This is a genomic window from Marinobacter alkaliphilus (genome assembly GCF_055394375.1).
The window spans coordinates 2,098,351-2,122,627 of sequence record NZ_AP043751.1; the positions used below are offsets into that span (position 1 = coordinate 2,098,351).

Annotated in this window: 20 protein-coding genes; 7 read left to right on the forward strand and 13 right to left on the reverse strand. The window is 58.7% G+C overall.

Translation table 11 applies throughout. From position 1 onward, the window contains the following. Positions 1-75: 75 nt before the first annotated feature. Complete coding sequence (locus ACZ5Q2_RS09625; protein WP_061331649.1) at positions 76-1,479, forward strand: FAD-binding oxidoreductase; 1,404 nt, start codon at positions 76-78, stop codon at positions 1,477-1,479. A gap of 32 nt (positions 1,480-1,511) precedes the next feature. Then, complete coding sequence (locus ACZ5Q2_RS09630) at positions 1,512-2,189, forward strand: SIR2 family NAD-dependent protein deacylase (RefSeq protein ID WP_061331619.1); 678 nt, start codon at positions 1,512-1,514, stop codon at positions 2,187-2,189. 169 nt (positions 2,190-2,358) lie between these two features. On the opposite strand, the gene ACZ5Q2_RS09635 is transcribed toward ACZ5Q2_RS09630, so the two are convergent. The 5 genes from ACZ5Q2_RS09635 to ACZ5Q2_RS09655 form a co-directional block, all read right to left on the reverse strand. Then, on the reverse strand, positions 2,359-3,663 hold the full coding sequence (locus ACZ5Q2_RS09635; protein ID WP_061331618.1) for an ABC1 kinase family protein: 1,305 nt from the start codon (positions 3,661-3,663) through the stop codon (positions 2,359-2,361). A gap of 60 nt (positions 3,664-3,723) precedes the next feature. After that, positions 3,724-4,386 carry a fumarylacetoacetate hydrolase family protein gene (locus ACZ5Q2_RS09640; protein ID WP_061331617.1) on the reverse strand — a complete coding sequence of 221 codons (663 nt, stop codon included), beginning with the start codon at positions 4,384-4,386 and terminating at the stop codon, positions 3,724-3,726. A gap of 21 nt (positions 4,387-4,407) precedes the next feature. Next, positions 4,408-4,950, reverse strand: a complete 543-nt coding sequence (locus tag ACZ5Q2_RS09645) for an adenine phosphoribosyltransferase (protein ID WP_044384149.1) — start codon at positions 4,948-4,950, stop codon at positions 4,408-4,410. A gap of 22 nt (positions 4,951-4,972) precedes the next feature. Further along, positions 4,973-6,271 carry an NCS2 family permease gene (locus tag ACZ5Q2_RS09650; RefSeq protein ID WP_061331616.1) on the reverse strand — a complete coding sequence of 433 codons (1,299 nt, stop codon included), beginning with the start codon at positions 6,269-6,271 and terminating at the stop codon, positions 4,973-4,975. 137 nt (positions 6,272-6,408) lie between these two features. Continuing rightward, complete coding sequence (locus ACZ5Q2_RS09655; RefSeq protein ID WP_061331615.1) at positions 6,409-7,026, reverse strand: trimeric intracellular cation channel family protein; 618 nt, start codon at positions 7,024-7,026, stop codon at positions 6,409-6,411. A 223-nt stretch (positions 7,027-7,249) separates the two neighbouring features. Here ACZ5Q2_RS09655 and ACZ5Q2_RS09660 point away from each other — a divergent pair, with 223 nt between their 5' ends. Together ACZ5Q2_RS09660 and ACZ5Q2_RS09665 are read left to right on the forward strand one after the other, a co-directional pair. After that, positions 7,250-7,819, forward strand: coding sequence for a BLUF domain-containing protein (locus tag ACZ5Q2_RS09660; protein WP_061331614.1), 570 nt, complete (start codon positions 7,250-7,252; stop codon positions 7,817-7,819). 163 nt (positions 7,820-7,982) lie between these two features. Beyond that, entirely contained in the window at positions 7,983-8,963 is a 981-nt protein-coding gene (locus ACZ5Q2_RS09665) for an NADPH:quinone oxidoreductase family protein (protein ID WP_061331613.1), read from the forward strand. A 392-nt stretch (positions 8,964-9,355) separates the two neighbouring features. Here the strand turns inward: ACZ5Q2_RS09665 and ACZ5Q2_RS09670 are convergent, their stop codons facing one another. From ACZ5Q2_RS09670 to ACZ5Q2_RS09705, 8 genes are all read right to left on the reverse strand, one after another. After that, positions 9,356-11,185 carry a long-chain-acyl-CoA synthetase gene (locus tag ACZ5Q2_RS09670; protein ID WP_061331612.1) on the reverse strand — a complete coding sequence of 610 codons (1,830 nt, stop codon included), beginning with the start codon at positions 11,183-11,185 and terminating at the stop codon, positions 9,356-9,358. Between the two features lie 70 nt (positions 11,186-11,255). Next, on the reverse strand, positions 11,256-12,080 hold the full coding sequence (locus tag ACZ5Q2_RS09675) for an SDR family oxidoreductase (protein ID WP_061331611.1): 825 nt from the start codon (positions 12,078-12,080) through the stop codon (positions 11,256-11,258). Further along, complete coding sequence (locus tag ACZ5Q2_RS09680) at positions 12,077-14,035, reverse strand: acetyl/propionyl/methylcrotonyl-CoA carboxylase subunit alpha (RefSeq protein WP_432210208.1); 1,959 nt, start codon at positions 14,033-14,035, stop codon at positions 12,077-12,079. Before ACZ5Q2_RS09680 ends, ACZ5Q2_RS09675 begins: the two co-directional genes overlap by 4 nt. Positions 14,036-14,246: 211 nt before the next feature. Continuing rightward, positions 14,247-15,065 carry an enoyl-CoA hydratase-related protein gene (locus ACZ5Q2_RS09685; RefSeq protein ID WP_286921108.1) on the reverse strand — a complete coding sequence of 273 codons (819 nt, stop codon included), beginning with the start codon at positions 15,063-15,065 and terminating at the stop codon, positions 14,247-14,249. A gap of 172 nt (positions 15,066-15,237) precedes the next feature. Then, positions 15,238-16,398: a citronellyl-CoA dehydrogenase gene (gene atuD / locus ACZ5Q2_RS09690; RefSeq protein WP_432210207.1), complete on the reverse strand. Its 1,161-nt coding sequence runs from the start codon at positions 16,396-16,398 to the stop codon at positions 15,238-15,240. Positions 16,399-16,624: 226 nt separating this feature from the next. After that, entirely contained in the window at positions 16,625-18,241 is a 1,617-nt protein-coding gene (locus ACZ5Q2_RS09695; protein WP_432210206.1) for an acyl-CoA carboxylase subunit beta, read from the reverse strand. 9 nt (positions 18,242-18,250) lie between these two features. Further along, a complete protein-coding gene (locus ACZ5Q2_RS09700; RefSeq protein ID WP_061331606.1) occupies positions 18,251-19,117 on the reverse strand; it encodes an SDR family oxidoreductase in 867 nt (288 codons plus the stop codon). Positions 19,118-19,304: 187 nt separating this feature from the next. After that, positions 19,305-21,101 carry an acyclic terpene utilization AtuA family protein gene (locus ACZ5Q2_RS09705; RefSeq protein ID WP_061331605.1) on the reverse strand — a complete coding sequence of 599 codons (1,797 nt, stop codon included), beginning with the start codon at positions 21,099-21,101 and terminating at the stop codon, positions 19,305-19,307. Between the two features lie 132 nt (positions 21,102-21,233). Between ACZ5Q2_RS09705 and ACZ5Q2_RS09710 the strand changes: the two genes are divergently transcribed. The 3 genes from ACZ5Q2_RS09710 to ACZ5Q2_RS09720 all read left to right on the forward strand — a co-directional run bounded on the left by ACZ5Q2_RS09710 (position 21,234) and on the right by ACZ5Q2_RS09720 (position 24,273). Beyond that, positions 21,234-21,854, forward strand: a complete 621-nt coding sequence (locus ACZ5Q2_RS09710) for a TetR/AcrR family transcriptional regulator (RefSeq protein WP_061331604.1) — start codon at positions 21,234-21,236, stop codon at positions 21,852-21,854. Positions 21,855-22,134: 280 nt separating this feature from the next. Beyond that, the gene (locus tag ACZ5Q2_RS09715) at positions 22,135-23,199 is read left to right on the forward strand and encodes a hypothetical protein (protein WP_061331603.1); all 1,065 of its coding nucleotides are present in this window, start codon (positions 22,135-22,137) and stop codon (positions 23,197-23,199) included. A gap of 63 nt (positions 23,200-23,262) precedes the next feature. Then, complete coding sequence (locus tag ACZ5Q2_RS09720) at positions 23,263-24,273, forward strand: putative solute-binding protein (protein WP_061331602.1); 1,011 nt, start codon at positions 23,263-23,265, stop codon at positions 24,271-24,273. Positions 24,274-24,277: the final 4 nt, after the last annotated feature.

Consider the following 24,277-nt stretch of genomic DNA (forward strand, 5'->3'; position numbering starts at 1 on the left):
CGGTTTGCCTGAATCAATTCCTTGCGAATCGCCGAACCACAGGCCCGGCCCAAACCTGACGAGACTGACGCATCCATGAATTCCGAACAGATCATTGCTTCCCTGAAAGAGCTGGTGGCCGCCGGTGACGCACCGGGAAAAGTGCTGACGGACCCGGCCGACCTGGACACCTACGGCAAGGACTGGACCAAGATTTATCCTCCCAAACCACTGGCAATTGTTCTGCCCAAGACCACTGAGCAGGTGCAGGCGCTGGTGAAGTTTGCCAATGAGCACCAGATAGCGCTGGTGCCCTCAGGCGGACGCACGGGTTTGAGTGCCGGTGCGGTGGCGGCGAACGGTGAGGTGGTCGTCGCGTTCGACAACATGAATCAGATTCTGGATTTCAACGCCAGCGACCGAATTGTGCGCTGTCAGGCTGGGGTGGTGACTGAACAGTTGCAGAATTTTGCCGAAGAAAACGGCCTGTACTACCCGGTGGATTTTGCCTCAGCGGGTTCCAGCCAGCTCGGCGGCAACCTGTCCACCAATGCCGGTGGCATCAAGGTGATCCGCTACGGCATGAGCCGCGACTGGGTGGCTGGCCTGAAAGTGGTCACCGGTAAGGGCGATATCCTGGACCTGAACAAGGACCTGGAAAAGAACAACACCGGCTACGACCTGCGCCATCTGTTTATCGGTGCCGAGGGTACCCTGGGCTTTATTACCGAAGCCACCATGAAGCTCACCCGCCAGCCAGACAACCTGACGGTGCTGGTGCTGGGGCTGGGGGACCTGACCAACACCATGGATGTGCTGCAGAAGTTCCAGAGCAAGCTGGACCTGACCGCCTACGAGTTCTTCTCCCATCAGGCCATGGGCCACGTTCTGGCTCACGGCCAGGTGCAGGCCCCGTTTGAAACTGAAGCACCTTACTATGCGCTGCTGGAGTTCGAGGCAGTCTCTGACCAGGTGATGGACGACGCCATGGCGCTGTTCGAGCACTGCGTAGAGGAAGGCTGGGTACTGGATGGCGTGATCAGCCAGAGCGAAACCCAGGCCCAGAACCTGTGGCAGCTGCGGGAGCGGATTTCCGAGTCGATTGCCCCGCGTACCCCTTACAAGAATGACATTTCCGTGGTGGTGTCAAAAGTGCCGGGTTTCCTGCAGGAAATCGAGAGTGTGGTGACCGATCACTACCCGGACTTCGAGATCATCTGGTTCGGTCATATTGGTGACGGCAATCTGCATCTGAACATTCTCAAGCCTGAAGGTATGGCTAACGAGGATTTCTTCGAGAAATGCCAGCAGGTGAACAAGTGGGTGTTTGAGATCGTCGAACGCTATCAGGGCAGTGTGTCCGCCGAACACGGTGTGGGCATGACCAAGAAGCCCTACCTGCAGTACACCCGCAGCGAGGCGGAAATTGCCTATCTGCGCGGCATCAAGCAGGTGTTCGACCCCAATGGCATCATGAACCCGGGCAAGATTTTCGATTGATCCGGGTTCGTTGAAGGCGAGGTTTTCGGCGAGTGCAGGAACACATAGTCGTGCTCACCGGCGCTGGTATCAGCGCTGAAAGCGGTCTCTCCACCTTCCGCGACAGCGGCGGCCTGTGGGAGCAACACAGCGTGTACGACGTGGCCACGCCGGAGGCCTTTGCCCGTAATCAGGAACTGGTGCTGCGTTTCTACAATGAGCGCCGGCACCAGCTGGAATCCGCTCAGCCCAATCCTGCCCATCGCCTGCTGGCCGAGCTGGAAAGCCGCTACCGCGTCACGGTGGTTACCCAGAACGTGGATGACCTGCACGAGCGGGGCGGCTCCACCAACGTGCTACACCTTCACGGCGAACTCACCAAGGCCCGCAGCTCTGGTTTCCCCGAGCTGATCTACGACATCGGCTACAAGGAAATTCACCCCGGCGATGTATGCGAACGCGGCACTCAGCTGCGGCCGCATATTGTCTGGTTCGGTGAGGAAGTGCCGATGCTGGATGCGGCGGCGGAAGTGGTCCGTACCGCTGACCGGCTGTTAATCGTGGGCACGTCCCTGCAGGTATACCCGGCTGCCGGCCTGGTTTATGAAGTGGATATTGATGTGCCCATCACGGTGATTGATCCCGGCGAGCCTGCCTCGGTTTCCAGGGCAAGGGTCATTCGCAAAAGTGCGAGTGACGGCTTGAGTGAGTGGGTCTCGACGTTGACCTAGCACCCATGTTTGGAGTGCTGCTATGGGGAGGGCTTTCCAAAACTGTGCGGAGCCATGGATGGCGGAGCCCAAGCGTCACAGGGATGTGCCGCAAGGAGCGTGTTTTGGAAAGCCCTCCCCATAGCAGCACTGCGCTCGGTAGTTGCCCCCCCCCGACAGGACTCTTGCCTCAACCACGGAGGTATTTCTCGAGTTCTGATCTAAAGGCCGCCTGTACGCCCAGCCTTTTTAACATCCAGTAGTGCCCTGCAATCATCCGGTCTATAAAGATGCTCTCCACGGGTGGCTTGAAGTAATCCAAGTACTTGAACACGGTGCTGGTTTTTGCCGCTACGTGCTTGTGGATGTCGGCCTCGGCAAAGTCGTAAGGCTCATCATTCAGGAACGGAGTGATCAGGATGTCCCGCCACATGGCGTAGTAGGCTTCGTCTACTGCTGGTTGGTTATCCACGCGGGCACCCAGGTCGATAAGGTATTGATCAAGTGCTTGGTAGTCTTCATCCAGAGCCGCGATCAAAGCTTTCCGGTACGCCTCCACGATTTCCGGCTTCAATTTTTTTACACAGCCAAAGTCATACATGATGATAGTGCCGTCCGGCCGGTAGGCGAAGTTGCCGGCGTGTGGGTCGCCGTGGATGCACTGGAAGCGGAACAACTGGTCGGCCATGATGGTGAAGATACGATGGCCGATGTCGTTGAGGGTTTCCTGGCTGTAGCGTTCCGGGGTCACCTGGCTGACGTGGTCGCCTTCAACCAGCTCCAGGGTCAGTACCCGCCGGGTGGAGTGGCTGTCGACCACCTCCGGAATAACAACCCAGGGCTGGTCTTTGTGGAATTCGTGAAAGAGCTTGAGATTGCGGGCTTCGTTTTCGTAGTCCAGTTCTTCCTTAAGGCGTTCACGAATTTCACCGAACAGCTGATCAACGGTCTCCTTGGGCATTTTCAGCAGGCCGCCCAGTTTCAGGGCCAGGCGTAGCTGTTTCAGGTCGGAGTCGCAGGATTCATCCACGCCGGGGTACTGCACCTTGACGATCACATCCGTGCCGTCGTGCAGCCGAGCACGATGTACCTGGCCGATGGAGGCGGAGGCGTACGGGGTTTCCTGCAGGTACTCGAACAGCTCGCCCACCGGTTTGCCCAGCTCGCTCTCGACCTGCGCGAGAATCACATCGAAAGGCATGGGTGGGGCTTCTTTCTGGAGTTTTTCCAGAGCCTGGGAAAACTCTTTGGGCAGGAAGTCCTGGGTCTGGGACGCAATTTGCCCCACCTTCATCACTGCACCCTTGAGTTCACCCAAGGTGTCGGCAATCTCGCCGGCCATACGGGTGTAACTTTCGCTACGAGCGCCTTCGTCGTCGACCGTGCGGAACATGCGCCGGGCCCTCTGGCCCGCGTACTGGCCCGCCACGGAGGCGGTCATGCCCGCGAGTTTGAAGAAGCGTCCTGTACGGGACGTAACTGGTTTCTTCGCCATGGTCCTGTCTGTTTCCCCTGAAACGCGTGGTTCGCCTGAATATGCGTTCAGGCGGGCAAATCAGACCACTGTTGTCTCCACAAACAGCACATCTTCCAGTTCCAGCGACAGGGTCTGGCCGGAGACCAGTGGCCCGACGCCTTTGGGAGTTCCGGTCAGCACCACGTCCCCGGGCTGCAGGGTGAACTGGCTGCTCATGTGGGCGATCAGCGGCACAATTGGGTTCAGCATATCACGGGTGTCGCCGGTCTGTTGGCGTTGTCCGTTTATGTCCAGAGTGAAACGGATGTTGCCTTTGGGAAGCTTGTCGGCAGCCACAAACGGGGAGAGCGGGCAGGCGCCGTCAAAGGCCTTGGCCCGCTCCCAGGGCTGGCCTTTCTCCTTGAGCTTGCTTTGTACATCCCGCAGCGTCAGGTCCAGCGCCAGGCCGTAGCCCAGAATGGCACCCTCGGCTTCGCTGGCAGAAGCGTTGGTGAGCGGCCGGCCGATGAGCACGGCCAGCTCGGTTTCGAAGTGGACTTCGCCATGATTGCGGGGGAAGTCCAGAGGGCGGGTGATGTGCACCGCTGCCGTTGAAGGTTTGATAAACAGCAGCGGCTCATCCGGCACCGGGTTATTCAGTTCCCGGGCGTGTTCGGCGTAGTTGCGACCAATACACACGACTTTGCCCAGGGGCAGATGAACCGGTGTGCCATCTTTCCAGTGATGCTGATAATCGGGCATGGTCGCCTCCTGTAACGGTAATTATTCTCCCTCGAACGAACACACAGTATAAACCTGCAGGCCTTCTTCCTGCAGCTTGCGCGAACCGCCCAGGTCCGGCAGGTCGATCATCGCCGCTACTTCCACGATCTCCGCACCGATGCGGCGGATGAGCCGGGTAGCGGCCAGCATGGTACCGCCGGTGGCGATCAGGTCGTCTACCAGTACCACTTTATCGCCCGGCTTGAAGGCGTCTTTGTGCAGCTCCACCGACGCGGTGCCATATTCCAGCTCGTAGTCTTCCACCAGGGTATCAAAGGGCAGCTTGCCTTTCTTGCGCACCAGCACCAGTGAGGCATTAAGCTCATAGGCGAGGGCTGAGCCGATGATAAAACCGCGGGCATCCACTGCTGCCACGGCATCGATGTGCTGTCCGTGGTAGCGGTGCACAAAGGCGTCAATCAGCTTGCGAAATGCGGTCTTGTCTTGCAGAACCGTGGTGATATCCCGGAAGGAAACCCCGGGCTTTGGCCAGTCCGGCACGGTGCGGATGGCTTTCTTTATACTCTCGGAAAAATAATCCATAACTCACCTGTGTGGACCCGGCTTACGCCAGATCCAGAAACATGAATTTCAGAACGAAGACAACGGCGATGGTGGTGACGCTCCAGTTCAGATCAGACCATTTGCCGGCCAGGGCCTTGACTGCCACGTAGGTGATAAAGCCGAGGGCAATACCATGGGCGATAGAAAACGTCAGCGGCATCATCAAGGCGGTGACGATGGCCGGTGCGATGTCGGTGATGTCGTCCCAGTCCACCAGTTTCAGACCGCTGGCCATCAGACAGGCAACGTAAAGCAACGCCGGGGCCGTTGCGTAAGGCGGGATAACGCTGGCAATGGGTGAGAACAGCAGGCAGGCCAGGAACAGCAGGGCGACCACGACGGCGGTCAGGCCGGTGCGGCCACCTGCCGCGATACCGGCGGTGGATTCCACATAGCTGGTGGTGGTGGATGTACCCAGTGCAGAGCCCGCCATGGTTGCTACCGAATCTGACATCAGGGCCCGGCCCAGGCGCGGCAGCTTGCCATCCTTATCCAGCAGGCCGCCTTTTTGGGCAGCGCCCACCAGGGTGCCGGAAGTATCGAACAGGTCCACAAACAGGAAGGCAAACACCACGCTGATCATGCCTACGTTCAGGGCGCCAGCCAGGTCTAGCTGCATAAAGGTGGGGGCAATGCTTGGTGGGGCCGACACAAGCCCCTGATACTCCACCATGCCCAGCATCATCGCGATCACGGTAATGGCGATAATGCCGATCATCACAGAACCGGTGATCTGACGGAAAGACAGCGCACAGATCAGCACAAAACCACCGAAGAAAAGCAGTGCCTCTGGCACCATGACGTCACCCAGGCTGACCAGCGTCGCGGGGTGATCCACTACAATGCCGGCGTTTTTCAGGGCAATCAGGGCCAGGAAGAAGCCAATGCCGGCAGAAATACCAAACCGCAAAGACATGGGAATGGAATTGATGATCCACTCCCGCACCTTGAAGATGCTCAGCAGGAAGAACAGAAAACCGGAGAGAAATACCGCGCCCAGGGCCACCTGCCAGGTGTACCCCATGCTGCCTACCACGGTGAACGAGAAGAACGCGTTCAGGCCCATGCCCGGGGCCAGTGCGATCGGGTAGTTGGCCCACAAGCCCATAATCAGGGTGCCGATCACTGCCGCCAGGCAGGTCGCAACAAATACCGCACCGAAATCCATGCCGGTGGAGGACAGTAGGCTGGGGTTGACCACGATGATGTACGCCATGGTCAGGAAGGTGGTAATGCCCGCTACCACTTCTTTACGAACATTGGTGCCGTGGGCCTGGAGTTGGAACAGTCGTTCAAGCATGACGGGGGTCTGCCTCTCGGGATGCCTGGGTTGGGGTTTGAAACTCTGTTTACGTGCGGAAATCGTGAACTGGGTGAAAAAACGGCAATCTTACCGGCTCACGGGTCTCAGGCCAAGGCCAGGGAATGATTGACCGTTCAGCCCGTGCTGTGATCTCGCTGTAGCCGGATATCGAAACGGACGGCCAGCATGCGTACGGTTACTATGAACAACAGGCCGATGGTCAGGGCGATAGACTCGCTTTCCAGTAACCACTGGCACACAAAGTACAGCCAGCATCCGGCGAATGCGATGGAGGCGTAGATCTGATCCTTACGAAAGATGAAGGGCACTTCGTTGCACAGAGTGTCGCGCAGTGCGCCGCCGAAGCAGCCCGTCATTACGCCGAGCATGGACGCGATAAACCAGGAGTGGCCCAGGTCCAGCGCCAACTGGGCGCCGAGAATCGAGAAAATGCCGAGGCCAATGGCATCCGGGAAAACAATACGGGATTCCTTGAGGCTGTGCGCCCGGCTCCAGTAACTGAATACAATCGCCATGGCCAGAATCAGGATAGGCTGCTCCTGGTGCTTGATCCAGTACAGCGGGTGGTTATCCATGATCAGATCCCGCAACGTGCCGCCACCCAGCGCAGTAATAAAACCGATGGCAAAAATGCCCACCGGGTCCATGTTCTTCGAACGAGCGACAATCATGCCGGAAATGGCAAATGCCACAACCCCAATCATTTCAAGTGTATAGATGATGTCGAACATGGCCGGCTCTGGGGCAGAAAGTGTACGTAAGCAAGGGTGATCAAACGGGAGTGCGAAGGATAGCCGAAAACGGGCTTGGATTCACCTGACGGCACCCCACCTGTGCCGAGAAATGATGAAGAACGGAGACAGGATACAGAATTACCTGAAGAGTGATCTGCCAGCCGCTGACATGGCGTATGTTCAACGACCCCTGTTTTCATTGATCCGGAGTACACCATAAATGCCGCTGATTCGCCTTGCCTACGCCAGTGAAGCAACCTTTGAAGCCAAACCTCTGGAGAAAGGGGTTGAGCCCCACGTTGCCCGTATTCTGCTTGTGTCTCGTCGGAACAACGGAAAAGTGGGCCTTGTGGGCGGGCTGTATTACGGTGACAACCGCTTTTTCCAATACCTGGAAGGCGAAGAAGAAGCCGTTCGGGACACTTACCAGAGAATTCTTCAGGACCCAAGGCATCGTAATGTCCGGACGTTGATCGAGGAGCCGGTGGCCGAGCGGTCGTTCACAAACTGGTCGATGAAGTACGTGCCGGCCTCTGCAGATGTTCAGGCATTTCTTCAGAAGCACCACTTGCCAGAGTTCAATCCATCCGCTTTTGACAGCACCCAGTGTGAAGAAATGATCGACCTGATCCGCCGCTCCAGTCAGGACCAGAAGCTGGTCAACTACGACGAGCCGGTCCGCAGTACGTCACCCGCCCCACAAACGCTGTCACCAGGCCTTAAAGCCGGGCTGGTTGTTGCTGCGGTGGGCCTGGTCGTGGCGCTGGCGGTCAGCGCGACTATGTTGTAGGGCTGAATCAGCGTGGTTTATACGAAACGATAAGCGATCTTGATTTGCTTCATGATGCAACTGCGTTTAGCTTGGTGCGATTCAATAAAAAAGCTGAACAAGACGCCGCTTGAGCCCGAACACTGCAGTTACGCTGATCGGCCCCAAGGTATCAGGAGAGATCATGAAAGCCATTCTGTGCAAAGAATACGGACCTGCCGAAAACCTGGTTATTGAAGACATCCCAAGCCCGGAGGCCAAGGGCCGGGGCGTGAAAATCCGGGTGAAGGCCGCGGGCCTCAACTTCCCGGATACCCTGATCATAGAGGGCAAATACCAACTGCAGCCACCCATGCCGTTTTCACCGGGCGGCGAGCTGGCGGGTGAAGTGCTCGAAGTGGGCGAGAAAGTGACCCACTTCAAGCCAGGTGACCGGGTGGCGGCCCTCACAGGCTGGGGTGCGTTTGCTGAAGAAGTGGTTGCCCCTGAATCCAATCTGTTGCCCCTACCAGACGGCATGCCTTACGAACAGGCGGCCGGTTTCATGATGGTGTATGGCACCTCCTATTATGCGCTGAAACAGCGGGCTAACATTCAGCCTGGCGAGACCTTGCTGGTGCTTGGCGCCACCGGTGGTGTTGGTCTGGCGACCGTTGAACTAGGCAAGGCCATGGGCGCAAAGGTAATCGCGGCGGCCAGCACAGCCGAAAAGCTGGAGGTGGCCAAGGCCGCCGGCGCTGATGAGCTGATCAACTACTCTGAAGAATCCCTGAAAGAAGCGGTGAAGAAGCTCACCAAAGGCAAGGGTGTGGACGTGATCTACGACCCGGTCGGCGGCGACTTCACCGAACAGGCCCTGCGTTCTATGGCCTGGAACGGCCGCCACTTGATCATCGGCTTTGCCGCAGGCGATATTCCAAAGGTACCGGCAAACCTGACGTTGCTGAAGGGCTGTTCGGTGGTCGGGGTGTTCTGGGGCAGCTTCACCCAGCGGGAGCCGGAGGCTAGTGCGAAGAACATGATGGAGCTGTTGCAGCTGTACAGCGAGGGCAAAATCGACCCGAAGGTCAGCGAGGTATTCGAATTCGACCAGTACGCCGAGGCTCTGGGTGCCCTGACCGGTCGCCGTGCCACGGGTAAGATTGTTCTTCGGGTTGGTTCCTGAACCTTGGTCTGAGCTGGTTTCCTAGCCTTCTGGTTCAGGTGTGCGCCGGGTTGGGGACGTCTTCCAAAAAAACGCTACGAGCACATCCATGTGCGCTTCGTTCGGGCCATCCCTGGCCCTCAAGATTTTTTGGAAGACGTCCCCAACCCGGCGTTCGAGCATCGAGGAATAGTCATCTGAATAATGACGCTGGTGAGTCCTGTTTTTGCTGACTATTGCCCCGAAATTCGAGGGTGAGAGTGGGGACTCCCTCCCAAAAATCTCGGAGGCCATGGATGGCCGGAGCGAAGCGCACATGGATGTGCTCGTAGCGTTTTTTGGGAGGGAGTCCCCACTCTCACCACCCCCGAAACCCGGCAGGCTAGGGCCGAACTAGACCCCACCACCAAAAGTCAGAACCGAACACCACCAGCATCGATATCGGCCACCAACTCCGGCGTAAGCTGCGTATACCCGGATGCGCCCGGCAGCCACGCATAAACTTCCTCATGGGGGCTGGACAGAGAGTAGCCAAGCTTCTGAATATCCACCTTCCGGTACTTGAACGTGCCCGTCTTCTCGATGGCGTGGGTTACCCGCACGAATACCGGTATCGCATACGGTGGCAAATTGTCCTGAAGGTAAGCAAATAGCTTGTCCGCATCAAAGGACGCCTCCGGATTCTGCGGCACCAGCGTCACCATGCCGGCTTTGCCATTGGTGTTCGGAATCTCCACGCCGTAGACAATCGCCTCCTGAACCATGCCGGAGCCGTCGATGATGTTTTCCACTTCGGTGGTGGAAACGTTCTCCCCTTTCCAGCGGAAGGTATCGCCCATGCGGTCGACAAACTGCAGGTGCCGGCAGCCGATTTCCTTCAGCACATCGCCGGTGTTGAACCAGGCATCGCCTTTTTTGAAGGCATCACGAAGGATCGATTTTTCCGTGGCCTCTTTTTGGGTGTAGCCCTCGAACGCCCACTTCTTGTTGATCTCGCCGATCAGCAAACCTGGCTGGCCTTTCTTCACTTCTTCCAGGCGGCCTTTGTCATTGCGGATCGGGTCACGGGTGCCTTCGTGGTACTTCACCAGCTTGTACGGGGCAGTGGAGAAACCCACGGTGTTGTCCATGTTGAAGAAGTTGCTGAAGCCGATGTTGCCCTCAGACGAGGCGTACAGCTCGGCCACTTTGTCGATGCCGAAGCGCTCCTTGAACTCAGTCCAGATAGACGGGCGCAGGCCATTGCCGATCATTTTGGTCAGGCCATGGTTGCGGTCCTGTGCGCTGGCGGGCTGGTTCAGCAGGTAGCGGCAGAGTTCGCCGACATAGCCGAAGGTGGTGGCGTTGTATTTTCGGACGTCGTCCCAGAACGCGCTGGCGGAGAACTTGCGGCGTAGGGCGATGGCGGAGCCTCCGGCCAGTACCGAACCCCAGCACACCAGCAGCGCGGTGCCGTGATACAGGGGCAGGGTGCAGTACAGGACGTCTTCTGGTTCCATGGCGAGGGACAGCATGCCAAAGCCGCCATAGGCCCGGATAAACTTGCGGTGTGAGCCAGGGGCGGCCTTGGGCAAGCCAGTGGTGCCGGAGGTGTACAGATAAACAGCCGTATCGCCCATGGTGACGTTGTTGGAGAGCATGGGGCGGGTGGACGACCGCTGGCTGACTTCGAGCGCCATGTTGGTGTAGCCCTGCGGTTCTTCACCAAACGTATTCAGGGTATTGGCATCGGCCAGGTACTGCAGAGGCTTGGTATGGCGTAGTTGGATCTCGTCGCGCACACCCTCGGCGTGGTCAACCAGCTCAGCGCCCACCACCAGCATACGAGGCTGGATCAGGTTGATGCTGTGGGCCAGGACCTTGCCCTTCTGTGAGGTATTCAGCATGGCGCAGGCCACGCCGACCTTGGCGGCGCCAACCACGGTGGCCAGCAGTTCCGGGCGGTTATCCAGAAGCACGGCAATGGCGTCGCCCTTCACCAGTCCTTGATCTTTCAGGTAATGGGCAATCCGGTTGCTCCAGGCGTCGAGCTCTGACCAGGTAATGGTGCGGTCATCAAACAGAATGGCCGGGCGTTGGGGGTATTTGTCGGCGTTGCGTTCAACCAGCCGGCCCAGCGTCAGGTCTTTGTTGTCGTCCTTCAGCCGGTAGTAATAAAGCCCCTTGGCCACATAGGGGAATTTTTTCAGGACCGTTGGCAGGCTGCGTAGGATGTCGCGCGCGGTTACGATGTCTTGGCTCATGTTGCTTCCGTTTCAGTCGTCATTGTCTTTATAGGTTTTGAACCGCGGAGCAACACAAAGAGCCCCGCGGCTAATCCAGGAACAGATCCGGCAGTAGCGGTTTGTCGCCCTGTGCGTACCGGTAGTGTTCAAAATCCTCTATGCCATCCTGACGAAGCACCTCTTCATCAATCAGCGCCTGCCCCGTCAGTTCCTCTGCCGTGCGGGAGAGAATGCTGATGGCCGCATCCGCCATGATCTCCGGTTTGCGGCCCTGGGCCATGAGTTGCGGCCCGCCCACTTCGTACTCGATGGCCGCCGTGGCGATCAGTGTTTTCGGCCACAGGCAGTTCACGGCGATGCCGTAGCGGCGGAATTCCTCGGCCATACCCATACTGAGCATGGTCATCCCATATTTTGTGGTGGTGTAGGGCCCGTATTGGGCAAACCACCGGGTGTTCAGGTTCAGTGGCGGCGACAGGCTCAGGATGTGGCCACCGGATTCCTTCAGCCAGGGCAGGGCAGCCTGGCTGCAAGTGAACACCGCCCGGGCATTGACCTGGTGCATCAGGTCGTAGCGGCTTACCTTCAGGTTTTCGACACCAGTCAGGCGGATGGCGCCCGCGTTGTTGACCAGTGCGTCGATGCCGCCGAAATGATTGGCGGCTTCTTCCATTCGTTGCCTTACCTGGCGTTCATCCCGCACGTCCAGCACCAGCGGCAGCGCCTGGCCGCCGGCGTTGCGGATTTCCTCCGCCACGGTGTGGATGGTGCCCGGTAGTTTCGCATGCGGTGTATCAGTCTTGGCGCCAATCACCACATTGGCGCCTTCCCGGGCGCAGGCCAGGGCGATGGCGCGGCCGATGCCCCGGCTGCCGCCGGTGATGAACACGGTGCGTTGATGGAGTCGGCTCATGCGTCGGCCTCCTCGTTAGCTTCTACCTGAACCAGCAGTTGGCCCCGTTTAACCTGATCACCCTGCCGGGCGAGCAATTGGCCGATGGTGCCGCTGCGATCGGCTTTCACCGGGTGCTCCATTTTCATGGCTTCCAGGATTACCAGAGTCTGGCCCTGTTCAACCTGATCCCCTTCGGCCACCAACACATCAATGATGCCGCCGTCCATGCTGGCCTGTACCTTGCCACTGCCGGCGCCTTGGGCACCCTGTGCCGGCTGGTGGGTGATGTCCCGAACTGACCAGGAGCGCCCGAATGCCTGCAAATATAGGGAATCTCCGCTCCGGTAGTATTGGCACCGCTGACGAACCCCGTTGTCGATAATGCATAGCAGGCCAGGTTCATGGCTTTGCAGCTGCAGCTCGTAATGTTCTTCGCCGTGGGATACTTGCAGTGTGTGGCCGCTGTGGCGGACCAGCAGTCCCAGGCTGTCATCTTGAGTTTCCAGCTTCATGGGCATGACCGTAGCCGGGGCGTTGCTCCAGCCCTCCTGACCTGTGCCGCTTAAGCTGAGAACGCAGGCGCTCAGGGCCAGTTCACGGATGGTGAGCGGCTGGGGCGCCAGGGATGGATCATCCTTGAACGCCTGTTGCAGGAACGCGGTGGTGGCTTCACCGGCACCGAAGGTGTCGTCGGCAATAATGCGACTGAGGAAGTGCCGGTTGGTGGTCACACCAAATACGGCGGTATCTTCCAGGGCCCGGATCAGCCGGCGGCGAGCTTCGTCCCGGTTCTGGCCCCAGGCAATGACTTTCGCCAGCATGGGGTCGTAATGGGGGCTGACCACATCGCCGGAGCGCACGCCGGTGTCGTAGCGCAATCCTTTCCCTTCGGCCGGGGTAAATTGATGCAGGGTGCCGGTTTGTGGAGTAAAGCCGTTGGCCGGGTCTTCGGCGTACAGGCGCACCTCGATGGCATGGCCGTTGAGTTCAATCTCGTCCTGCGCTAGCGGCAGCGGGCGGCCTTCGGCGACCATCAGCTGCCAGGCGACCAGGTCCTGACCAGTGATCAGTTCGGTGACCGGGTGTTCCACCTGCAGGCGGGTGTTCATTTCCAGGAAGTAGAAGTTGCGGTCTTTGTCGACCAGGAATTCCACGGTGCCGGCGCCTTCGTAGCCGCAGGCCAGGGCGGCTTTGACGGCCGCTTCGCCCATGGCTTTGCGCAACTCAGGTGTAACAAAGGGTGAGGGCGCTTCTTCAACCACTTTCTGGTGCCGGCGCTGCACGGAGCAATCCCGTTCGCCCAGGTACACGGCGTTGCCATGGCGATCGGCAAAGACCTGGATTTCCACGTGGCGGGGTTCGATAACGGCTTTCTCGATGATCAGTTCGTCGTCGCCGAAGGCTTGCTTGGCTTCTGAGCGGGCCCGCTTGATGTTGTCGGCCAGCTCGTTTTCGCTTTCCACCAGGCGCATGCCCCGGCCGCCACCGCCGGCGGAGGCTTTGAGCATGAGGGGGTAGCCGATGTCTTTGGCTGCTGTGATGAGTTCGTCGTCGTTGGCGTTGTTGCCTTCATAACCGGGCACCACGGGGACGCCGGCTTCCTGCATGGCGATTTTGGAGCGGCGTTTGCTGCCCATGAGTTCGATGGCGTTTTCGGGTGGGCCGACGAAGGTTAGGCCGGCCTGTTTGATGGTTTTGGCGAAGCCGGAGTTTTCCGATAGGAAGCCGTAGCCGGGGTGGATGCAGTCGGCGCCGGTTTTGGCGGCGGCATCGAGGATGGCGTCGGCGTTCAGGTAGGAGGCGGCAACCTGTGCCGGGCCTATGCAGACGGCTTCGTCGGCTTGTTCAACGTGCAGGGCGTTGGCGTCGGCTTCGGAGTAGACGGCAACGGTTCGGTAGCCCAACGCCTTGGCTGTCTGGATGACCCGGACGGCGATTTCGCCGCGGTTAGCGATGAGTAGTTTTTTTAGCATTGTCGAAATCTCTTGTATTGGTGCTCGTCCGCGTCGGTGGTGTGAGGGGCTCTCCAGAAAAACGCTACGAGCACATCCATGTGCGCTTCGCTCCGGCCATCCATGGCCTCCGAGATTTTCTGGAGAGCCCCTCACACCACCAACGCTCCCGCTAACTCAGACGCAAGCCTTCATGTTTCATGGCCCACGCCGCCCTAATTAAGTGGACCGACTAGTTATTTGCCCACTTTGGCTCACGCTTTTGCATGAACGCCATGGTGCCTTCCATGCCCTCTGGTCCCCGGATAGCGGCCGCAAATTTTTCAGCGGCATCGTCCAGAAGACCGGCCATGGCTTCATGGCCGACCCGGTGCAGCAGGGCTTTGGTCTCTTCCGTGGCATTCGGGGCGCACAGGCGAACGCGTTCCAATGCCTGGTTCAGCATGTCGTTCAGTTGTTCTTCGGATTCTGCAACCTGGTGAACGATGCCGAGAGTGCAGGCTTCCGCTGCGTCGATTCTTAAACCAAGAAGAGCCAGTCTCCGAGCCTGGGTCAGGCCGATTCGTTCAACGACGAACGGGGCGATCTGGGCCGGGATGACGCCGAGGGTGGTTTCCGGCATGCCGAATTTGGCAGTCGGGCCGGCGATGGCGAGGTCGGAGACACAGGCCAGGCCGAAGCCGCCGCCCATGACGGCGCCTTCGGTGATGGCGATGACGACTTTGGCGGATTCGTTGACCTGCTGGATCATCTGGCCGAAGGCGCGGTTGAGTTTGTAGAACGGGTCGTCGCGGCCTTCGCCGGCTTTCTGGCCCCGGGCGCCGGCCATGTCTTTGATATCGCCGCCGGCGCAGAAGTGTCCACCGGCCCCGCGGATGACGACGGCGCGGATGCTGTCGTCATGTTCGACTTCGCTGAACACGGTGGACAGTTCCGCGACCATGTGAAGGCTCATGGCGTTGCGGACGTCCGGGCGGTTGATGGTGACGAATAGTGTCGGACCCTGTTTTTCGAGAATCAGGGTTTCACATTGTGGTAATTGCTGTTCCATATCAGGCTCCGTTTCAGGCTGGCATCGGGTACTAATGGCAATGTTCGGGGCCTCGTGGGCAGGTAGGGCTTTCCGGGACTGTCTGCAGCAGGGATGCTGCAGTCAAGCGTACATGGATGTATTTACAGCGTGTCCCGGAAAGCCCTACCTGCCCACAAGGCCTTGCACAACGTTAGTCGCGTTTTTTGCCAGGCAAGGTACCCATCAGCTTGCAGATAATGCCCAGCATGATTTCGTCGGCGCCGCCGCCGATGGAGACCAGCCGCACATCGCGGTAAGCCCGTGACAGGGGGTTGTCCCACATGTAGCCGTTGCCGCCCCAGAACTGCAGGCAGGTATCGGTTACTTCCCGCCCCAAACGACCGGCTTTGAGCTTGGCCATGGACGCCAGCTTGGTTACATCCTTGCCTTCAACGTGCAGCTCACAGGCCTGGTACGTCAGCGCTCGCAGGGCTTCGATTTCGGTCTGCAACTCCGCCAGGCGGAAATGGATGTACTGGTTGTCGATGAGCGGCTGGCCAAAGGTCTTGCGCTCCCGGCAATACTCGATCGTCTGGGTAACGCAGTTTTCCAGAGCCTTGATGACATTGGCCGCGCCCCACAAACGCTCCTCCTGGAACTGAAGCATCTGCATCATAAAACCCGTGCCCTCGGCACCGATGCGATTGCGCTGGGGAACCCGCACGTCGTCGAAGAACACCTGCGCCGTCTCAGACGACCGCATACCCAGCTTGTTCAGGTGTGGGCTGAAGCTGATGCCCGGGGTGTTCATGGGCACAATCATCAGGGTCTTGTTCTTGTGGGGCTTGTCGTCGCTGGTGTTGGCCAGCAGGCACATAAAATCCGCTTTCGGCGAGTTGGTGATCCACATTTTAGAGCCGTTGATGACGTAGTCATCGCCGTCTTTCTTGGCAGTGGTTTTCAGGCCGGCAACGTCTGAGCCGGCACCCACTTCACTGACACCAATGCAGCCCACCATGTCGCCTGAAATGGCTGGCGCGAGGAAGTCGCGCTTGAGTTCGTCAGACCCGAAGCGGGCAATGGCCGGGGTACACATGTCGGTCTGCACGCCCACGGCCAGCGGTACACCGCCACATTTGGCCATGCCCAGTTCCTCGGCCGCGACCAGGTTGTAGCTGTAGTCCAGACCCATGCCGCCGTATTCCTCCGGCTTCTGGATGCCCAGCAGGCCCAGGTTGCCGAGTTTTTTGAACAGGTCGTGAATCGGAAACTCGCCGGCTTCTTCCCATTCGTCGCAGTGTGGGTTGATTTCCTTTTCCACGAAATCGCGGACGGTTTTTCTGAGGGCTTCGTGTTCGGCTGTGAATTTCATTATTGTTCTCTCCTGCTTTTTTAAAGACGGTTAGTTCTTGTGTTCTGTTCTGGGTATTTGCCCCGTAGCTTGGGGTCGCGGGTGTGGGGTGGGGCCTTCAGAAAACCGCTCCTTGCGGCACATCCCTGTGGCGCTTCTGCTCCGCCATCCATGGCTCCGCAAATTTTCTGAAGGCCCCACCCCACACCCGCTTGAGTTCGAAACTTTGGTGCACCCAGCTCACAATTTAAAACCGAGCGACACCGTAGGAATTGGGCCGCAGTTGTCGTTGTTCGGCTTCGCGGCAAACCGACAACACCATGGCCAGTACCCGGCGGGTATCCCGTGGGTCGATCAGGCCGTCATCCCACAACCGCGCGGTGCCGAACAGGGCGGTGGAGCCGTCTTCGAGTTTCTTGGCGGTGGCCTGCTCCAGGAACGACAGGGTTTTTTCGTCCGGCTCGATGCCGCTTTTGCGTTGTTTTTCTTCAGCCACGATGCGCATGACCTTACCAGCCTGGGCCGGGCCCATGACGGCGGTGCGGCTGTTGGGCCAGGCGAAGATGAATCTCGGGTCCAGTCCCCGGCCGCACATGGCGTAGTTGCCGGCGCCGTAGGAACCGCCTACCACCACCGCGAGTTTTGGCACCCGGCAGTTGGCCACGGCCTGAATCATCTTGGACCCGTGTTTGATGATGCCGTTCTGCTCGGAATGCGTGCCCACCATAAAACCGGTGGTGTTGTGCAGAAACAGGATTGGCGTACCGGCCTGGTCGCACAGCTGGATAAACTGCGCAGCCTTGGTAGAGCCGGCCGGTGTGATCGGGCCATTGTTACCGATGATGCCCACGCTGTGGCCCTGAATGCGGATGGTGCCGCACACGGTCTGGTTGTCGTAGTCGTTCTTGAAATCCAGGAAACGGGAGCCGTCGGCGATGCGGGCGAGGATTTCACGAACTTCGTAGGGTTTCTTGGCGTCCGAAGGAATCACCCCCAGCAGCTCGTCAGCCGGATACAGCGGCTCATCCCACTGGGGTTCCTGGCGCAGCGGCAGGTTTTCATTCCAGGGCAGGGCACCGAGAATTTCCCGGGCCTGGCGGATGCCATCGGCGTCGTCTTCGGCCAGGTATTCAGCGGTGCCGGCCACGGTGGCGTGCATTTCTGCACCGCCCAGTTCTTCATCGGTGGCGACCTCGCCCGTGGCCGCTTTCAGCAGCGGCGGGCCGGCCAGGAACATCTTGGCCTGCTCGCGCACGGTGATCACATAATCCGACAGGCCGGGCTGATAGGCACCACCGGCGGTGGCGTTGCCATGCACCACGGTCACTTGGGGAATTCCGGCTGCGGACATCCGCGCCTGGTTGGCAAACCCCCGGGCGCCCAGCACAAAAATATCCGTGGCGTAGTTCAGGTTGGCGCCGCCAGATTCTGACAGCGACACCACCGGCAGCTTGTTCTCCATAGCAATCTGCTGAAGGCGCAGGGTCTTGTCCAGACCGGCGGGGGTAATGGTTCCGCCCTTGATGGCGCTGTTGCTGGCGACCACCAGACAGCGCACCCCGGCTACCCTGCCAATACCGGCAATAATCCCGCCACCGGCCATGGAGCCGTCTTTGTCATCGTGCATCTTGTAACCGGCCAGGGAGCACAGCTCCAGAAACTCACTGCCCCGATCCAGCAACCGATTGATGCGATCCCGCGGCAGCAATTTGCCCCGCTTGGTAAACTTCTCCCGGGCCGATTCCGCCAGGTCCAGCACCTTCTGCTCCACGTCCCGGAAGGTGGCGATGTGCGCTTCCATGGCCTCGACATTGGCCCGGAACTCGTCAGACTGGGGGGTTATTGTTGTTTCCAGTACCTGCATGGGAAATCCTCAGTCGTCGCTCAAAACTTTCGGCGTTACCGCCCGATGGAAACCGTTGTAGGGCTCGTTATTCTTGGCCTTCGGCATCGGCCACACACGCCCACCCTGGGATGCCGCACCGTCAATCCGCAGACAATCGCCACTGATAAACGCCGCCCCCGGGCTAAGCAGGAAACAGATCGCCGAACTCACCTCCGATTCCGTACCCATCCGCTTGATCGGCACCGCATCCGCCAGGCTGCGAATCCACGACTTCATATGAGCCGGGTAATTATCCATCCCGCTGGACGCAATCCACCCCGGCGCCACCGCATTCACCCGAACCCCGGACGGCGCCCACTCAACTGCCGCCGTCTGAGTAAAATTCACCATCCCGGCCCGGGCGGCCCCTGAGTGGCCCATGCCCGGCATACCGCCCCACATATCCGCCACAATGTTCACGATCGAACCACCAGTCTTACTCAGCGCCTGGGTATAAGCCTCCCGGGCCATCAGAAAACCACCGGTCAGATTCGTCCGCACCACGGTTTCCCAACCCTTCTGGTTAATCCCCGTCAGCGGAGACGCAAACTGCCCGCCGGCGTTGTTCACCACCCCGTTCAGCCCACCGTGGGTCTCAATAATGGCCTTCACCGTGGCCTTGACCGACTCCTCCTCACGGATATCGCAGGCATGGGCGCTGGCAATACCGCCGTCTTCCTCAATCTCGGCCTTAACCGCGTCCACCTTTTCTTGCTTACGCCCCACCAGCGCAACCCGGGCACCGAGGGCGGCCAGTTCGTGGGCGGTACAACGGCCAATTCCAGAGCCGCCGCCAGTGACAATAAACACCTGACCTTCAAACAATCCGGGCCGAAGAACAGACTGATAACTCATAAAAAATCCTTATCTGAATACAAAGAATCCACGTGAAAAGTCGGAGCGCCCCGCTGGGGGAGGGCCCTACAAAAATGTGCGGAGCCATGGATGGCGGAGCCCAAGCGCCACAGGGATGTGCCGAAGGAGCGTTTTTTGTAGGGCCCTCCCCCAGCGGGGTGCTTACTCCGCAACCAGATGACTATGTTCATTGCTGCACCAATTTAGAGGGCACAGGCACCGGAAACTCCAGCAACTGCTGGGCAAAAGCCTTACCCTGCGGATCAATCCGAAGCGACGCCACACCGCCGCCACCAAGACTGTGCTCCAACAAGAAATTGAACGCATACAACCCCGGCATAGACCAACGCGTCACCCTGCCAGACTCCGGATTCAGCGTATGCGCCGTCCACTGCGCCACCGCCTGCTCCGTTAATGCCGCCTCAATGTAAGGAACATACTCCGGATCCCGCGCAATCACCCCGATATTGCTGTGATCACCCTTATCCCCGGACCGCGCCCAAGCCAGCTTGATCAACGGAACCGTAGTATCCGCCGCCACCTCCATCCGTGACTCCGGCTCAGCCGCCAGAGCACCCGGATCGAAACCACCCTCGGTAGCCACCACCACCTCAGACTTCTCGCCTGCCAGATCCACCGAAACCGCCACTTCCGATTTTGGTACCAGGCAAGAGAACAAACGAATCTTCGGCCAAACGGTTGGCCGGCCGCCGACAATGCCGGTGATACCCGGTGCCATCCCGGTTGCAGCCTGGGCGATTTCCCGTGAAAAAAGCACCAGTGCCTCTTTCTTCGGGTGGGCGGTGGCAATCTTCACCACCACTTCCCGGCATTGGTCGCCCTTGCCATGGGCGCCGTAAGTTGTCTCGGTACCCAGCAACTCGATGCTGGTTTCGGAATAATCCGGCAGGCCGCGCTCCATAAACATCACCGAGGTTTTGCCAAGAATCGCCTCTGCGACTTTCTGAGCCTTGGCGGGCGCGTTTATGCCAGCGAGCAAAAAGGTGACCGTGCACTTGAAGCCATCCGGCCAGGTGCCTGATACCTTGTAGCTGTCGGTAGGTGGCAGACCTTTGGCACCGGAAACGCGAACCTGATCCTTACTGATTTCCTCAAGTGCAACCTGGGTGAAATCGCAGGTAACGTCGGGCAGCAGATAGGCCCTTGGATCACCAATCTCATACACCAACTGCTCGCTTACCGTGCCCCGGCTGACCAGACCGCCGGTGCCTTCGGGCTTGGTCATTACAAAGTCGCCCGAGGCGCTCACCTCAGCAATGGGGAAGCCCATATTGGCGTAGCCGTCGGCCACATCTTCCCAGTCGGTAAAGTTGCCACCGGTAGACTGGGCGCCACATTCCAGCAAGTGCCCGGCCAGGCTGCCCTGGGCAAGTTTGTCGTAATCGTTCCAGTGCCAGCCGAATTCATGCACCAGCGGCGCCAGCACCAGCGCGCTGTCCGCTACCCGGCCGGTAATAATGATGTCGGCACCCTGTTCCAGGGCAGCCACCAGGCCTGGAGCGCCCAGGTAGGCATTCAGGCTCACCATCATGGCGGGGAAGGGCTGGCCGGTGGTCATCTCGGTGACGCCGGCATCGGCGAGCTTCTTTTTCTTCATCAGCAGGTCGTCGCCCAGCACCAGGGCGATTTTCAGATCGACCCCCGCTTTTTCGCACAACGCCTGCAACGCATCCCGGCAAGCCACCGGGTTCACGCCGCCGGCGTTGGCCAGCACCCGGATGCCTTTTTCTTTAATGTCGCCCAGCAAAGGTGCCATAACGGTTTCCACAAAATCCCGGGCATAGCCCTGGGTGGGGTCCTTCATCTTCTGGCCAGCCATGATGGACATGGTGATCTCGGCCAGATAATCGGCCACCAGATAATCGATGTTGCCCCGGTGCACCAGCTGGGCGGCTGCCGTTTCGGTATCACCCCAGAAAGCGGCGGAGCAACCGATGCGGATGGTTTTGTTGGCGTGTGACATGTTCTTGGCCTTGTTGTGAAGCCCGCGTCGGCGGGAAGTTATCCAACGTTGACAATGACAATACCAAGCAAGCGCTTGGTTTGTAAACAGGCGAATCTCGGGTAGAATAAAAAGTCCCACCAAGACAACCGGATGGCCTTTGTGAACCAGAACCAGATTCTTCAGTCCTTGATTGTCGAACAGCTCGTTTCCGACCCTGCCAGTGCCCGCGGGCGCTTGTTAAAGGAAGCCGCCAGGTTATTCCGGGACAAAGGCTATGAGCGCACCACTGTGCGTGATCTGGCGGCAGCCGTCGGCATCCAGTCCGGTAGTCTGTTCCATCACTTCCGAACCAAAGAGGAAATTCTGAAGGCGGTTATGGTTGAGACCATCCGTCTCAATACCGCTTTGATGCAGGCGGCAGCCGACAGCGAGGAGTCCCCCCGGGGCAAGCTTCGGGCGTTGGTGCGAAGTGAGCTGGAATCCATTAATGGCCAGACTGGCGAAGCCATGGCAGTGCTGGTCTATGAATGGCGTAGTCTCTCGGAGGGCTCTCAGGACCAGGTGCTGGAATTGCGGGAGATATACGAAGGGCTGTGGCTATCTGTTTTGGAGGAGCTTAACGAGCTTGGCCAGCTCAAGGCGGATCCCTTTATCGTAAGGCGGATGTTGACCGGAGCGCTGAGCTGGACGGTGACCTGGTACAAGCCCGAGCGCGGTGGACTGACGCTGGACGGGTTGACCGATCAAGTCATGGCGATGCTCGGACTGTAACAACAGGTTACCTTTGGAACTTATTGTTTTATATCAATTAGTTTAAATTTTTGTGCTTTCCTTAGAGGCCATTGGCCCGATCGGCATATAATTTTCGGCATTCCAGCCATTCTTGTCTGACAAAAATCAAAGCATTCTTCGCGTCGTAGAGACCAGTTCCTCGGGGAACAGCCCGGATGTTGGCTGTGAAGGTTCTGGTTCACGGTTTGACGACGCGAATATGTGATAAAAAACACTCGTCATCCCTTACTGACAAAAACAAAGCAAGACAGGGCAAATTATGTTCTACCCAGAGGTTTCCCTAGTGGGCCGTAGTTCGGCCCTGCTCAAACAGTTCGCACTTGCAGGACTGGCGATGGTCCTGGCCGGCTGCTCCGCCAACCCCATATATACGACGACGGGTATGGTGCTCTCCAGCTACGCAGAGTCTGAGGCAACACCTTATGTGCTGCAGATGTCGGACACTGAAATGGCGTGCGCGCTGGGTGAGGGTACTGATCCTCTCGTCTACTCCTTTTCTCGCGTAACCTCCGCGCCTGACAGCACCGGGTCATTACTTATGCTGCTGGCCGGCAATTGCATGGAATACCGTGCCTGGAACGCAGAACTGGACTATCTCCGTGCCCAGTACAATGGCGATGTGCCTGCTGCAAAAGACGCCCGTGAGCGCGCCAAGCGTTTGTACGCCACTACGGCCTCGCGCCGATACAATGCCTATCTTCGGGCCATGGCAGCCTACGATTTTGATCCCGCTGCCGAGCCCATCGAGTGCCCTTTCCTGTTTACCGATCAGGACGAACTGACGTTTCTGTTGGGGCTTCTGACCGGTATGCAGGCCATCGTGAACGACTCCAACTCAGGTGCGCTTGCAGGCGTGCCTCGTAATATAGCGCCGAGGGCAGAGCGTGCCGCGCAATGTGTTGACAACGAAAAATGGGGCGGTTTGCCCAATGCTGTTCGGGCGCTGGTCTGGTTGCTGTTGCCCGATACCCGTCCCGAGCTGTCGCCTGACCCTTGGCAGGTGCTTGAGAACAGCTCCGAAATGGGCGTGAATGCGGGTATTCGGGCATCCCACGCGGTTCAGATCGTAGCTGCTGAAACCTTTGGACGCCCTGATGTGCTCGCCGATGCCATTGCGCACTTCGCCGACGCCGACGACCGAATCGACGTATGGGACGATTACCGATTGGTGGATGAAGTGGCTCGAACCATCGTTCAGTTTTCCTCAGACAAGCACTGGACTGCCGAATATGGTCACCGCACGCCGCGCAATTTCTTCGGCAAGATGAGCCCGGAACGCGCCAGAACCAATACCGAAACCATGGACCTGGACGACCTGCTCTGAGAGCAGGCCGCCAGGCCCTGACCCAGTTTCAACGATAAACACAAGAATGACCCGGAGGTCGTCATGATCCGTAAATCCCTTGCCGCTCTGTCGTTGGCCGTTGCTGCTCCGTTGGCATCAGCCCAGACAGTTTCCATGTGTGTGTTTGACGTTATCGGCGCCAACGGCGACGTATACAATCTGGTCAAAGACTACGCCCTGGAAATGAAAGCCCATGGAGTGGACTTCAATCTTCGCCCCTATACCGACGAAGGTGTGGCCGTTGGTGATTTTAACGCCGGCCAGTGTGACGCCGTTGCCGCAACCGATATCCGGACTCGGCCGTTCAACAAGTTTACGGGCAGTGTCAGTGCGGTTGGCGCCATTCCGACCTATGATGATCTGGAAACCTTGTTGGCGACACTGGCCCAGCCCAGGGCGGCATCTCTGATGAAGTCCGGCGGCTATGAAGTGCTGGCGATTGTGCCGGCCGGTGCGGGGTATTTGTTCGTCAACGACCGAAGCATCAACACCGCAAGCAAACTGGCCGGGAAGCGAATGGCCACTCTCGATTATCAGCGTGATGCCATTCATATGGTGAATCACGTTAAGGCAACGGTGGTTCCATCGGATATCACCAACTTCGCTGGTAAGTTCAATAACGGCTCCGTTGATACCGCCTATGCGCCAGCGTTCGCCTATGAAGCCCTCGAGTTATACAAGGGTATCGGTGATAAAGGCGGTATTGTTGACTACCCACTGGCCCAGTTGACTATCCAGATCATTGCCCGCGAAGGCGTTCTGGATGATGACGCCGCGCAGAAATCCCGTGAAGTGGCCTGGGACATGTTCCCGCAGGCGATGAACCTGATCGAGAGCCAGGAGAAAGCGATCCCTGAAAAGCAATGGATTCGAATTCCGGACCAGGACATTACTGGCTACCAGGAGATGTTCCGTGAAAACCGTCTGGAAATGCGTGATGGCGTGAACGGTGCACCGAGTGTGTACGACCCACGCATGATGAGTCTATTGAGCAAAATTCGCTGCGCCAGTAACCCGGGCGCGTCTGAGTGCACGGCTGACAACCGGGAATAATCGG

Bases quoted from the DNA above. Each gene is read 5' to 3' on its own strand.
- ACZ5Q2_RS09625 (WP_061331649.1), top strand. From the start codon at position 76: ATGAATTCCGAACAGATCATTGCTTCCCTGAAAGAGCTGGTGGCCGCC.
- ACZ5Q2_RS09635 (WP_061331618.1), bottom strand. From the start codon at position 3,663: ATGGCGAAGAAACCAGTTACGTCCCGTACAGGACGCTTCTTCAAACTC.
- ACZ5Q2_RS09640 (WP_061331617.1), bottom strand. From the start codon at position 4,386: ATGCCCGATTATCAGCATCACTGGAAAGATGGCACACCGGTTCATCTG.
- ACZ5Q2_RS09645 (WP_044384149.1), bottom strand. From the start codon at position 4,950: ATGGATTATTTTTCCGAGAGTATAAAGAAAGCCATCCGCACCGTGCCG.
- ACZ5Q2_RS09650 (WP_061331616.1), bottom strand. From the start codon at position 6,271: ATGCTTGAACGACTGTTCCAACTCCAGGCCCACGGCACCAATGTTCGT.
- ACZ5Q2_RS09655 (WP_061331615.1), bottom strand. From the start codon at position 7,026: ATGTTCGACATCATCTATACACTTGAAATGATTGGGGTTGTGGCATTT.
- ACZ5Q2_RS09660 (WP_061331614.1), top strand. From the start codon at position 7,250: ATGCCGCTGATTCGCCTTGCCTACGCCAGTGAAGCAACCTTTGAAGCC.
- ACZ5Q2_RS09665 (WP_061331613.1), top strand. From the start codon at position 7,983: ATGAAAGCCATTCTGTGCAAAGAATACGGACCTGCCGAAAACCTGGTT.
- ACZ5Q2_RS09670 (WP_061331612.1), bottom strand. From the start codon at position 11,185: ATGAGCCAAGACATCGTAACCGCGCGCGACATCCTACGCAGCCTGCCA.
- ACZ5Q2_RS09675 (WP_061331611.1), bottom strand. From the start codon at position 12,080: ATGAGCCGACTCCATCAACGCACCGTGTTCATCACCGGCGGCAGCCGG.
- ACZ5Q2_RS09680 (WP_432210208.1), bottom strand. From the start codon at position 14,035: ATGCTAAAAAAACTACTCATCGCTAACCGCGGCGAAATCGCCGTCCGG.
- ACZ5Q2_RS09685 (WP_286921108.1), bottom strand. From the start codon at position 15,065: ATGGAACAGCAATTACCACAATGTGAAACCCTGATTCTCGAAAAACAG.
- atuD (WP_432210207.1), bottom strand. From the start codon at position 16,398: ATGAAATTCACAGCCGAACACGAAGCCCTCAGAAAAACCGTCCGCGAT.
- ACZ5Q2_RS09695 (WP_432210206.1), bottom strand. From the start codon at position 18,241: ATGCAGGTACTGGAAACAACAATAACCCCCCAGTCTGACGAGTTCCGG.
- ACZ5Q2_RS09700 (WP_061331606.1), bottom strand. From the start codon at position 19,117: ATGAGTTATCAGTCTGTTCTTCGGCCCGGATTGTTTGAAGGTCAGGTG.
- ACZ5Q2_RS09705 (WP_061331605.1), bottom strand. From the start codon at position 21,101: ATGTCACACGCCAACAAAACCATCCGCATCGGTTGCTCCGCCGCTTTC.
- ACZ5Q2_RS09710 (WP_061331604.1), top strand. From the start codon at position 21,234: ATGGCCTTTGTGAACCAGAACCAGATTCTTCAGTCCTTGATTGTCGAA.
- ACZ5Q2_RS09715 (WP_061331603.1), top strand. From the start codon at position 22,135: ATGTTCTACCCAGAGGTTTCCCTAGTGGGCCGTAGTTCGGCCCTGCTC.
- ACZ5Q2_RS09720 (WP_061331602.1), top strand. From the start codon at position 23,263: ATGATCCGTAAATCCCTTGCCGCTCTGTCGTTGGCCGTTGCTGCTCCG.